This window comes from Rhodanobacter geophilus (assembly GCF_040812275.1).
GTDB lineage: Bacteria > Pseudomonadota > Gammaproteobacteria > Xanthomonadales > Rhodanobacteraceae > Rhodanobacter_A > Rhodanobacter_A geophilus.
The window spans coordinates 261,555-272,647 of sequence record NZ_JBFOHL010000003.1; the positions used below are offsets into that span (position 1 = coordinate 261,555).

At 69.0% G+C, this 11,093-nt stretch carries 11 protein-coding genes; 4 read left to right on the forward strand and 7 right to left on the reverse strand.

Features of this window, described 5'->3' with window-relative positions; all coding sequences use genetic code 11:
- Positions 1–2: 2 nt before the first annotated feature.
- The 5 genes from leuS to ABQJ56_RS05385 form a co-directional block, all read right to left on the reverse strand.
- Entirely contained in the window at positions 3–2,633 is a 2,631-nt protein-coding gene (gene leuS, locus ABQJ56_RS05365; protein WP_367843954.1) for a leucine--tRNA ligase, read from the reverse strand.
- A gap of 161 nt (positions 2,634–2,794) precedes the next feature.
- Positions 2,795–3,412: a PqiC family protein gene (locus ABQJ56_RS05370; protein ID WP_367843955.1), complete on the reverse strand. Its 618-nt coding sequence runs from the start codon at positions 3,410–3,412 to the stop codon at positions 2,795–2,797.
- Positions 3,409–5,100, reverse strand: coding sequence for a PqiB family protein (locus tag ABQJ56_RS05375; RefSeq protein ID WP_367843956.1), 1,692 nt, complete (start codon positions 5,098–5,100; stop codon positions 3,409–3,411). The genes ABQJ56_RS05370 and ABQJ56_RS05375 overlap by 4 nt, the downstream gene beginning before the upstream one ends.
- The gene (locus tag ABQJ56_RS05380; protein ID WP_367843957.1) at positions 5,093–5,731 is read right to left on the reverse strand and encodes a paraquat-inducible protein A; all 639 of its coding nucleotides are present in this window, start codon (positions 5,729–5,731) and stop codon (positions 5,093–5,095) included. The genes ABQJ56_RS05375 and ABQJ56_RS05380 overlap by 8 nt, the downstream gene beginning before the upstream one ends.
- Positions 5,728–6,378 (reverse strand): paraquat-inducible protein A, encoded by a 651-nt coding sequence (locus tag ABQJ56_RS05385; protein WP_367843958.1) that lies wholly within the window; start codon positions 6,376–6,378, stop codon positions 5,728–5,730. The genes ABQJ56_RS05380 and ABQJ56_RS05385 overlap by 4 nt, the downstream gene beginning before the upstream one ends.
- Positions 6,379–6,487: 109 nt before the next feature.
- Here ABQJ56_RS05385 and trxA point away from each other — a divergent pair, with 109 nt between their 5' ends.
- Complete coding sequence (trxA, locus tag ABQJ56_RS05390) at positions 6,488–7,348, forward strand: thioredoxin (protein ID WP_367843959.1); 861 nt, start codon at positions 6,488–6,490, stop codon at positions 7,346–7,348.
- 11 nt (positions 7,349–7,359) lie between these two features.
- Entirely contained in the window at positions 7,360–7,818 is a 459-nt protein-coding gene (locus ABQJ56_RS05395; RefSeq protein ID WP_367843960.1) for a DUF4442 domain-containing protein, read from the forward strand.
- A gap of 18 nt (positions 7,819–7,836) precedes the next feature.
- On the opposite strand, the gene ABQJ56_RS05400 is transcribed toward ABQJ56_RS05395, so the two are convergent.
- Complete coding sequence (locus ABQJ56_RS05400) at positions 7,837–8,481, reverse strand: hypothetical protein (RefSeq protein ID WP_367843961.1); 645 nt, start codon at positions 8,479–8,481, stop codon at positions 7,837–7,839.
- A 2-nt stretch (positions 8,482–8,483) separates the two neighbouring features.
- Positions 8,484–9,005: an RNA polymerase sigma factor gene (locus ABQJ56_RS05405; protein WP_367843962.1), complete on the reverse strand. Its 522-nt coding sequence runs from the start codon at positions 9,003–9,005 to the stop codon at positions 8,484–8,486.
- 267 nt (positions 9,006–9,272) lie between these two features.
- Between ABQJ56_RS05405 and ABQJ56_RS05410 the strand changes: the two genes are divergently transcribed.
- Together ABQJ56_RS05410 and ABQJ56_RS05415 are read left to right on the forward strand one after the other, a co-directional pair.
- Entirely contained in the window at positions 9,273–10,328 is a 1,056-nt protein-coding gene (locus tag ABQJ56_RS05410) for a tellurite resistance/C4-dicarboxylate transporter family protein (protein WP_367843963.1), read from the forward strand.
- 42 nt (positions 10,329–10,370) lie between these two features.
- Positions 10,371–11,030: a DUF502 domain-containing protein gene (locus tag ABQJ56_RS05415; RefSeq protein ID WP_367843964.1), complete on the forward strand. Its 660-nt coding sequence runs from the start codon at positions 10,371–10,373 to the stop codon at positions 11,028–11,030.
- Positions 11,031–11,093 lie beyond the last annotated feature (63 nt).

An 11,093-nucleotide genomic window follows, 5' to 3' on the forward strand; every position in this document is an offset into this window, starting at 1 on the left:
TTTCATCCTGCGACGATGTTGACGATCTTGCCCGGCACCACGATCACCTTGCGCACGGTCAGCTCCTTGAGGAAGGCCGCGACTTGCGGTTGCGCCAGCGCCAGCGCCTCGGCCTCTTCCCTGCCGGCGTTCGCCGGCACCTCGATGGTGCCGCGCAGCTTGCCGTTGACCTGCACCGCGAGGGTCAGACTGTCGCGCACCAGCGCGCTTTCGTCCACGGTCGGCCAGGGCTGGTCCTCCAGCACGGCTTCGGCATGACCCAGCACCTGCCACAGGTGGTGGCTCACGTGCGGCACCACCGGGTTCAGCAGCAGCACCATGGTTTCCAGCGCCTCGTGGCGCACCGCGCGGCCCTGCTCGCCCATGTCGGCGAACTTGCCCACGGCGTTCAAGAGTTCCATCAGCGCGGCGATCGCGGTGTTGAAGGAGTGGCGGCGACCGAAGTCGTCGCTGACCTTCTGGATGGTCTCGTGCAGCTGCCGGCGCAGCGCCTTCTGGCCGGCGTCGAGCCGCGCGGGGTCGACCACCGGATGGTCGGGCTGCGCCGCGTGCGTGGTCACCTCGCGCCAGAAGCGGCGCAGGAAGCGCGCCATGCCTTCCACGCCGGCCTCGTTCCACTCCAGCGACTGCTCGGGCGGCGCGGCGAACATGGAGAACAGGCGCACCGTGTCGGCACCGTACTTGCCCACCATCGCCTGCGGGTCGACGCCGTTGTTCTTGGACTTCGACATCTTCTCGGTGCCGCCGATCTTCACCGGCTGGCCGTCGGCCTTGAGCACCGCGCCGGTCACGCGCGCCTTGTCGTCGCGCTGGATTTCCACGTCGGCCGGGTTGATCCAGTCCTTCGAGCCGTCGGCGTGGTCGCGGTAGAACGTCTCGGCGATCACCATGCCCTGGCACAGCAGGTTGGTGGCCGGCTCGTCCGACTTCACCAGCCCCGCGTCGCGCAGCAGCTTGTGATAGAAGCGGAAGTACAGCAGGTGCAGGATCGCGTGCTCGATGCCGCCGATGTACTGGTCCACCGGCAGCCAGTAGTTCGCGCGTTCGTCGACCTGGCCGTTCGCGCCCGGCGAGGTGTAGCGCGCGTAGTACCAGCTCGACTCCATGAAGGTGTCGAAGGTGTCGGTCTCGCGCTCGGCCGGGCCGCCGCATTGCGGGCAGGCGCACTTGCGCCACTCGGGGTCGGCCTTGATCGGCGACTGCACGCCGCTGAAGGCCACGTCCTCGGGCAGCACCACCGGCAGCTGGTCTTCCGGCACCGGCACCGCATCGCACTTCGGGCAGTAGATCACCGGGATCGGGCAGCCCCAGTAGCGCTGGCGGCTGACGCCCCAGTCGCGCAGGCGCCAGTTCACGCGGCGCTGGCCCTTGCCGTCCGCTTCGAGCACGCCGGCGATGTAGTCGAAGGCGGCGCGGTAGTCCTTGCCGTCCATCGCGCCGGAATTGATCACGCGCATGTCGGCGCGGGTCTTGTCGCCGTACCACTCCTGCCACTGCGCCGGGTCGTAGGCCTCGTCGCCCGCGGCGATCACCTGCCGGATCGGCAGGTGGTACTTGTGCGCGAACTCGAAGTCGCGCGCGTCGTGGCCCGGCACCGCCATCACCGCGCCGGTGCCGTAGCCCATCAGCACGAAGTTGGCCACCCACACCGGCAGCCTGTCGCCGGTGACCGGATGGATGGCGTACAGGCCCGTGGCCATGCCGCGCTTTTCCTGGGTCTCCAGCTCGGCTTCGGACACGCCGCCGTGTTTCAGCTCGTCGAGGAAGGCGGCGAGCCGCGGATCCTGTTGCGCGGCCTTCAGCGCCAGCGGATGTTCTCCGGCGATGGAGACGAAGGTGACGCCCATCAGCGTGTCGGGGCGCGTGGTGAACACGCTGAGCGGCGCGTCCTCGCCTTCCACGGCGAAATGGATCTCCAGGCCCTCGCTGCGGCCGATCCAGTTGCGCTGCATGGTCTTCACCGCATCCGGCCAGCCGGGCAGCGTGTCCAGGCCGTCCAGCAATTCCTGCGCGTAGTCGGTGATGCGCAGGAACCATTGCGGGATCTCGCGCTTCTCCACCACCGCGCCGGAGCGCCAGCCACGGCCGTCCACCACCTGCTCGTTGGCCAGCACGGTCTGGTCGACCGGGTCCCAGTTCACCACGCTGTTCTTGCGGTAGGCCAGGCCCTGCTTCATCAGCCGGGTGAACATCAGCTGTTCCCAGCGGTAGTACTCGGGGCGGCAGGTGGCGAACTCGCGGCTCCAGTCGATCGCGTAGCCCAGCGACTGGAGCTGGCTGCGCATGTGCTCGATGTTGGCGTAGGTCCACTTGGCCGGCGCGGTCCTGTTCTTGATCGCGGCGTTCTCGGCGGGCAGGCCGAACGCGTCCCAGCCCATCGGCTGCAGCACGTTCCGACCCTGCATGCGCTGGTAGCGGCTGATCACGTCGCCGATGGTGTAGTTGCGCACGTGGCCCATGTGCAGCGCGCCCGACGGATACGGCAGCATCGAGAGGCAGTAGAACTTCGGCCTGCCTGGGTCTTCCTTCACCTCGTAGGCGTGCCGCGCGCTCCAGTACTGCTGGGCGGCGGCTTCCACCGCCTGAGGCTGGTAGTCCTGCTCGGTCTTGCTGGGATCGTGGCTGTCTTGCATGGGTCCGTAACCGTGGTCTTTGCAGGCAGCGTGACGCGGGATGGCGGGCTGCCGGGAGAACGGGGCAGATTAGCAGAATGGGCCCGCACCCCGGCCCACGCCTGGCCGAAAAACACCGCGCCCCGCTCCTCCCATGCACTCACGGGAGGAATTCGATGCCTTCAATCTGCGGGGCAAGCCGGTGCCTGGCCCGACTCGTAGGCGCGGGCGGCGGCGGCGATGCGGGCGGCCAGCGCGGACAGCGCCTGCTGATGGCCGGCCACCAGCGCGTCGTAGCCTGCCGCCACCGGCTCGCTGACGCGGCTGGTGCAGGTGAGCGCATCCTGCCCGCCGGAGCCGCCCACCAGGCGCAGGCTCCACGCCGCGTCGATCAGCGCGTGGTCGCCAGGTGCCGATTCGAAACGGCGCACATCCACCGTGACGCGCAGCCGCGGCTGGCCGTTGCCGGGCAGACCGCTCATGTCCGGCACGCCCATGGCACGGGCGAGGTCGGCGGCCAGCGCGCCGCGGATCTCGTCGCCCAGCGGCGCGATCCAGCGCTGGTCCTGCAGCGGCAGCATGCCCTGGCCGCCTTCGCGCACCACCAGTTGCGGCACGTCGACCTGGGCCGGCACGCTGACCGGCAGCAGTTCGAACGGGTACGGCGCGGGCGTCGGCGCCGCGAGGGCGGCGCTGCCGGGCGGCGCCACCAGCGTGTAGTAATGCAGCGGCGCCGAGGCGCAGCCGGCAAGGCCCAGCGTGACGGCGCCGGCAAGGAGACACGAATGCAGACGGCTCATGGCCGGCTCCTGTTCGCAGGGGTAGCAGGGGTGGCCGGCTTCGGTGCGGCCGGCGCCGGGTCGGCCTGGCGACCGCGCAGCAGCGACTCCGGATGCACGCCGAGGTAGTCGGTAAGCACGCGCAGCGAGCGCATCGTGCGCTGCAGCTCCTGCAGCGTGCTGCCCAGGTTCTGCTGCAGCGGCGAGTCGGCGGAGAACGTGTCGTTGGCCGTGCCCAGCGTCTTGCGGGCGTCATGCAGGGTGTCGTTGAGCGACGGCAGGGTCTGGCCGTTCACCTGCTTCAGCGTGGCATCGAGGTTGGCCAGCGAGTCGTTGAGATGGTTGCCGATCTGGTCGAACGGGATCTTGTCCAGCTTGTCGACGATGTCGGCCATCTGCTCCTGCAGCTTGTCGAAGCTGCCGGGCGCGGTGGGAATCTCCAGCGGCCGCGCATCGGGGTCGTAATGCACCTGCGCCGCGTGCGGCAGGAAGTCCATCGCGATGTAGAGCTGGCCGGTGAGCAGGTTGCCGGTGCGCGCCTGCGCGCGCAGGCCGTGTTCGACCAGCTTGCCGATCATGTGCGAGATGTCGGCGTTGTCGCCGTGCCGCTTCGCCAGCGCCACCAGCTTGTCGTGCGCCTGGCCAAGGCGGTCGGGGTAGACGACGGCACCGACGATCAACGGGAAGCGCTGGGTCTTCTCGTCGTAATCCATGCGGATCGACACCACCCTGCCGAAGTTCACGCCGAGGAATTCCACCGGCGCGCCCACCGCCAGCCCGCGCAGCGACTGGTCGAAGCGCATGCGGATGTAGTGCGGCTCGCCGTCCGGCGGCGCCAACGCGGTGGTCTCGTCGCCGAACAGGCTGAAGCTGGCGCCGTCGGGCGCCGGCGTGGTGTCGTGCGGGCCAGCCGGATCCTGGAAGGCCACGCCGCCGGCCAGCACGGTGGCCAGCGACTGCGCGTTGAGCTTGAGCCCGTTCGCGCCCAGCGACACGTCCACGCCGCTGGCGTTCCAGAAGCGCGTGGCGGCATCCACGAAACGGTCGTACGGGCTGTCGATGAACACCGCGAGCGACACGCCCTTGCCGTCCTTGTCCAACTGGTAGGACACCACCCGCCCCACCTGGATGCGGCGGAAGTACACCGGCGAGCCGATGTCCAGCGAACCGAGGTCGTCGGCATGCAGGGTAAAGCTCTTGCCCGGCTCACCGTGGGTCACCGCCGGCGGGTTCTCCAGACCCTTGAACTCGTCCTGCGGCTCGCTGGAATCGCCGGTGTCGGCACCGATGTAGGCCCCGGAGAACAGCGTGTCCACGCCGGAGACCCCACCCAGGCCGATGCGCGGGCGCACCACCCAGTAGCGCGTGTCCTTGGTGGCGAACGCCTTCGCGCTCTTGTCCAGCGCCACCGTCACCAGCACGTGGCTGCGGTCACCGCTGAGGCGGATCTTGTCCACCTTGCCGATCACCACGTCCTTGTACTTCACCGGCGTCTTGCTGGCGGCCAGGCCTTGCGCGCTCTGGAAGCTGATCGTGATGTCCGGGCCGGCCTGCAACCAGTTGCTCACCACCAGCGACACGCCCACGATCGCCGCCAGGATCGGCACCAGCCAGATCAGCGAGGCGTTCGTGCGCCGCTTGCGCAGCACCGGGCGCGGCAAGGCGCCGCCGTTTGGCGGCTGCGGCGTGCCGGATTGTTCGTCAGTCATCGGAATCTTCCTTGCCGTCCCAGATCAGCCGGGGATCGAAGCACATCGAGGCGAACATGGTCAGCACCACGGTGAGGCCGAAGAACACCACGCCAGGCAGCGGCTCCACCAGGCTGAAGTAGCCGAAGCGTACCAGCGCGGTGAGCAGGGCCACCACGAACACGTCCAGCATCGACCAGTAGCCGATCAGCTCCACCAGCCGGTACAGCTGCGCGCGCTGCCGCCGCGCCCAGTTGCTGCCGCGGCGGCAGGTGACCAGCAAGGTGCCCAGCGCGAGGAACTTCAGCATCGGCACCATGATGCTGGCGCAGAACACGATCACCGCCAGCCCCGGCGAGCCCTTCACCCACAGCTCCACCACGCCGCTGAGGATGGTGTTGTCGTCGATGTCGCCCAGGCTCGCCGTGCGCATGATCGGCAGCACGTTGGCGGGGATGTACATCAGGAACGCGGCGACCAGCAGCGCCCAGGTGCGCGTGTACACCGCCTGCTTGCGCCGGTGCAGCGTCGAGCCGCAGCGCGGGCAGGCCAGAGTGCCGTCGCCGTCCTCGCCGCCGGTTGCCCGGCAGACCTGGCCGCAGACGTGGCAGCCGAGCAGGCCGAGCTCGTCGGCACGCGGCAGGGCGCTCACGACGCCACCTCCGCGTCCTCGTCGCGGGTCTCGTCCCACAGCCGGGTCAGGTCGATGCCGGCGAACACGGTGATCAGCAGCATCAGCGCAGCGTAGGCATAGATGCCCGGATTCGGGATCACGTCGAAGTACAGGTGCGCCTTGACGATGGACACCAGCGCACCCAGCACGAACACCTCGCTCATCGTCCACGGCCCCAGGTGATGCAAGGCCACCATCAGCCGGCGGAAGCCCGGCGCGCGACGGCCGCTGCGTGCATACAGCAGCAGCCAGCCCAGGATCAGGATCTTGCCCAGCGGGAACACGAACAGCGTGGCCGCCGCCAGCACCGCCACCACCTGCGAGTGGTCGACCCACATCATGTGGATCATGTCCCACAGCGTGGCGGCCACGTACTGGCCGTTCAGGCCCAGCGTCACGATCGGCCACAGCGTGGCCTGCACGAACAGCACCAGCCCGGTCAGCAACAGCGCCAGCATCGTGCCCGCGGGCATGCCGCGGCAACGCTCCAGCACCGCGCCGCAGCGTGCGCACTCGGCCACCTCGCCCCGCGCCAGCGGGCGGCGGCGATGCACGGTGTCGCAGTGCTCGCAGACCAGCAGCGCCGGAGCGGTCGTGTCGATGCAGTGCGGGGATGACGCGTCCATGCGGCAATTCTCGCAAATCCGGCCGGCTTGCGGCTGAAGCCCCGCCGATTCCCTTGATATGCTCGCCGGCGCCCCGATCTGGGGAGTTTCCCGTCCGCTGGAATCCGCCGTGACCGACGCCACCCTCGACCACGTCTTCGACGTCACCGAACAGAACTTCGAGGCCGAGGTCATCAACGCCTCGCTGGATACCCCGGTGCTGGTGGATTTCTGGGCCACCTGGTGCGGCCCGTGCAAGACGCTGGGCCCGCTGCTGGAACAGCTTGCCGCCGAATACAAGGGCGCGTTCCGCCTCGGCAAGGTGGACGTGGACAAGAACCAGCAGCTCGCCGCGATGTTCGGCATCCGCAGCGTGCCTACCGTGGTGCTGGTGAAGGACGGCCAGATCGCCGACGGCTTCGCCGGCGCGTTGCCGCTGGGCCAGCTGCGCGAATTCCTCGACCGCCATGTGCAGCCGCCGGAAGGCGACGGGGACGAAGTCGTCGAGACGCCCGCCGAAACGCCGGAAGCGGCGATCAACCGCCTGCAGCAGGCCATCGCCGCCGAACCCGACAACGCCGAACTCAAGCTCGACCTCGCCGCGGCGCTGGCCCAGGCTGGCCAGAGCGATGCCGCCGCCACCGAGCTCGACGCCCTGCCCGCCAACCTTGCCACCGACGCGCGCGCCGTGCGCCTGCGCCAGCAGCTCGAACTGGCGCGCGCGCTGAAGGACGCGCCCGCCCAGGCCGAACTGGAGCAACGCATCGCCGCCGATGCCGCCGACTGGCAGGCGCGCGACCTGCTCGGCGTGCGCCTGCTGCTGGGCGACGATCCCGCCGCCGGCCTCGAACAATTCCTCGCCATCCTCGAAAAGGCCCGCGACTGGAACGACGGCGCCGCGAAGAAGCGCCTGCTCGCCGCCTTCGGCACGCTGGACGATGCCGAGCTGGTCGGCCGCTACCGCCGCCGCATGGCCTCGCTGCTGTTCTGAGCGCCCATCCCTTGAAGGCTTCCACCTTCCGGCGGCTGCTCAACCTGTGGCCGCCGTTCCTGGTCAACGCCATCCGCCTGCAGTCGCTGAGCGATGACTGGTCCGAGGCGAAAGTGGTGTTGCGCCTGCGCCGCCGCAACCGCAACTACGTGGGCAGCCAATTCGGCGGCAACCTGTTCGCGATGGTCGACCCGTTCTGGATGCTGCTGGCGATGCACCGGCTCGGCCCCGACTACTACGTGTGGGACCAGGCCGGCATGATCGACTTCGTGGCGCCCGGGCGCGAGGATGTCTACGCGCATTTCCACCTGGACGACGCCACGCTGGACGAACTGCGTCAGGCCGCGGCCGGCGGCGGGAAGGTGCTGCGCTGGTTCGAGAACGAGATCACCACCGCCTCCGGCGAAGTCATCGCCCGCGTGCGCAAGCAGATCTACGTCCGATTGAAACCCAAAGCCCGCCAGTTGTAGGAGCGGTTTCCTGCGGGCTCATTCCTGCTCGAAACGGGCGATCTCCTCCAGTGCCGCCTCGGCCCGTTGCACGCTGCGCCCCGCCGCGCTGTCATCGAGCTTGCGCCCCATGCCGGCACGGCGCATCAGCCACACCACCAGCACGCAGCCGGCCAGTCCCACCAGGGCGCTGGACACCGTCCAGGACATGAACCCGGGCGACCACAGGTCGATGCCATACCAGGCCAGATTCATCCACAGCACCGGTATCCAGATGAAGCAGCCCATGACAACGTTGACCGGTGACTCGACGCGGACGCGCCATGCGCGCAAGTCCGCCACCTGGCGCTGGATGGCAAGCACCGGCGATGCGTGGTCGATGCGGCTGACCAGGTGCAGCACCTTCGCGGCCATCACGATCAGCAGCAATCCGTAAGCGTGAACCAGCAGTCCGCACACCAGCAGGTCGACGGTATGCCGGTGGCCGACCCAGAACATGGCGGCCATCGCGGCAAACATCACGCCAAACGCCAATTGCAGCATCTGCCCCCATACCAGCGGCCGCAGGCCGCGGCGCAGCTTGTCCAGGCGGCTGTCCCGGAACAACTGCATGTTCAACGCCTGCTGTCGCTCCAGCTGATCACCCAGGGCCTGCCAGGCGAGTTTCATCTCGTCGAGTTCCATGCTCATGCTCCGGTGGTGGCCGCGGCGGTCATCCGGCCGCGCAGCCTGGTCTTGATGCGGTTGATCTTGGTCGCCACGTTGGTGGCGCTGATGCCGAGCACGTCGGCGATCTCGGCATAGCTCCGGTCTTCGAGGTACAGCAGGATCAGCGCGCGGTTGAGTGCGTCGAGCTCGCCGATGAAGGCGTGCAGCGCGGCGAGGCGTTCGTCCGGTTCCGCGGCGGGTTCGCCCGCAAGGGTTTCCAGATGCGCTTCGTCCAGCGGCTCGAAGCGCCCGGCCTCGCCACCCGCGCGGCGCAGATGCGAGATCGCCACGTTCAGCGCGATGCGGTACAGCCAGGTGCTGAACTTCGCCTTGCGCTCGTCGAACGACGCGAAGGAACGCCACAGCTGCGCGCCGATCTCCTGCGCCAAGTCCAGTCGTTCCTCGGCACCGCGCGCGTAGACGCCGGCCACCTTGAGCACGATGCCGCGGTGTTCGCGCCACAGTGCCTCGAAGCGTTGCTGGTCCGCCTTGCCACCCATGCCGGCCGTACTCCCCCGTCGTTGCCAGCATGATTCGCAAGAACGCGGGAAAAGTCACACGACGTCACCGGGCAACGACATGGCGCGTCCGCATAATCGCCGCAAGGTGCCGGTCGCATCGCACCGTTCGCCCTGGGCGCAGCCCCGCAGGGCCGTAGTCGAAGGGTCGTGGCAAGCGCTCCGACTCCGCCTGCCGACGCAGGCTACGCTCGGCGCGAGCGGCAGCGGTGCCCGGGCCCGATCGTGCTTCCAGAATGGAACCCATCCATGGCGCTGGCCGAAATCCTGCTGATCCGCGTGCGCCGGCTCGACCCGGGCTGCTTCGCGCTGGTGATGGCCACCGGCATCGTGTCGGTGGACGCCAGCCAGCACGGCCTGCCACGGCTGGCGCAGGCGCTGTTCGTGCTCAACCTGCTGGCCTATGCGTGGCTGCTGGCGCTGAGCCTGTTGCGGCTGGCGCGCTTCCGCCGCGAGGTGGTGGCGGACTTCACCGATCCCTCGCGCGGCGCCGGTTTCCTCACCCTGGCCGCGGCCACCTGCGTACTGGGCAGCCAGTGCGTGCTGGTGCAGCTGCTGCCCGTGCTGGCAACGGTGCTGGCGGTGGCCGGCGCGCTGCTGTGGGTCGTGCTGATCTACCTGTTCTTCGCCGCCACCATCACCGCGCGCTTCAAGCCCGGTTTCACCCGCAGCATCAACGGCGGCTGGCTGGTGGCGGTGGTGGCCACCCAGGCATTGTCGGCGCTGCTGACCCTGGTCGCGGCCAGCCGCGCCGACCCGGACCGCCTGCAGTTCGTGGCGCTCTCGCTCTACATGCTGGGCGCGGCGCTGTACCTGCTCATCATCACCCTGGTGGTGTACCGCATGGTGTTCTTCCCGCTGCGCGCGCGCGAGTTCACCCCGCCGTACTGGATCGACATGGGCGCGCTGGCGGTGACCACGCTCGCCGGCAGCCTGGTCGTGATCCACGCGCCCGCGCACGGCGCGCTGGCCGAGCTGCTGCCGTTCGTGAAGGGGTTCACCCTGTTCTTCTGGGCCACTGCCACCTGGTGGATTCCGCTGCTGGTGATCCTGGAAGTGTGGCGGCACGTGTGGCGCCACGTGCCGCTGCGCTACGAGACGGACGACTGGGACATCGTGTTCCCGATCGGCATGTACACCGTGGGCACGTTCGAACTGGCGCGCGCGCTGCACGCGGACTTCCTGCTGGCGATCCCCGCCGCGGGCGTGTACGTGAGCCTGGCGGTGTGGTTGCTGGTGGCCTTGATCGGGCTGCGCCGGCTGTACCGCAAGGGGTGGCGTCGCGGCATGCATCCGCAACCCTGAGCCGTTCCCTACAATGGGCTGCCCTTCCCCGTGCGTGCCGCCATGCCCCCTCTGCGACTCAAACGCTATCTGATCACCGGCCTGCTGACCTTCCTGCCGCTGTGGGTGACGGTGCTGGTGTTCAAGTTCGTGCTGGGCCTGCTGGCCGGCATCGGCGCGCCGCTGGTGGTGGCGCTGACGGAAGCACTGGGGCTGGTGGCGCCGCACGTCGCCGACACGCTCAACAAGAGCGGGCTGGTGTTCGTGCTCGCCCTGCTGCTGACGCTGGGTGGCCTGTATGCGGTGGGCTGGCTGGCGAACCGGGTGATCGGACGGCGCCTGCTCGACGCCTTTGACGGCCTGCTGCAGCGCATCCCCCTGGTGCAGACGATCTACGGCGGCACCAAGAAGCTCACGGCGGTGCTGCAGAACAAGCCTGGCGGCACCCAGCGCGTGGTGCTGGTGGAGTTCCCGCGGCCGGGCATGAAGGTGGTGGGCTTCGTCACCCGCATCCTGATCGAGGAAGGCAGCGGCCGCGAGATGGCGGCGGTGTACATCCCCACCACGCCCAACCCTACCGGCGGTTACCTGGAACTGGTGCCGATGGACGAGCTCACGCCCACCGACTGGACGATGGACCAGGCGATGGCCTTCATCATCTCCGGCGGCGCGGTGTCGCCGGACAACCTGCCCGCCCCGCGCCCGGCTCCGCCGGCACGTTGAACAGGCCGGCCGCTTGCCGGCGCACCCCCTGACCTTTGACACTGTGCCGACCATGACGATCGG

Bases quoted from the DNA above. Each gene is read 5' to 3' on its own strand.
- leuS (WP_367843954.1), bottom strand. From the start codon at position 2,633: ATGCAAGACAGCCACGATCCCAGCAAGACCGAGCAGGACTACCAGCCT.
- ABQJ56_RS05370 (WP_367843955.1), bottom strand. From the start codon at position 3,412: ATGAGCCGTCTGCATTCGTGTCTCCTTGCCGGCGCCGTCACGCTGGGC.
- ABQJ56_RS05375 (WP_367843956.1), bottom strand. From the start codon at position 5,100: ATGACTGACGAACAATCCGGCACGCCGCAGCCGCCAAACGGCGGCGCC.
- ABQJ56_RS05385 (WP_367843958.1), bottom strand. From the start codon at position 6,378: ATGGACGCGTCATCCCCGCACTGCATCGACACGACCGCTCCGGCGCTG.
- ABQJ56_RS05400 (WP_367843961.1), bottom strand. From the start codon at position 8,481: ATGGAACTCGACGAGATGAAACTCGCCTGGCAGGCCCTGGGTGATCAG.
- ABQJ56_RS05405 (WP_367843962.1), bottom strand. From the start codon at position 9,005: ATGGGTGGCAAGGCGGACCAGCAACGCTTCGAGGCACTGTGGCGCGAA.
- ABQJ56_RS05410 (WP_367843963.1), top strand. From the start codon at position 9,273: ATGGCGCTGGCCGAAATCCTGCTGATCCGCGTGCGCCGGCTCGACCCG.
- ABQJ56_RS05415 (WP_367843964.1), top strand. From the start codon at position 10,371: ATGCCCCCTCTGCGACTCAAACGCTATCTGATCACCGGCCTGCTGACC.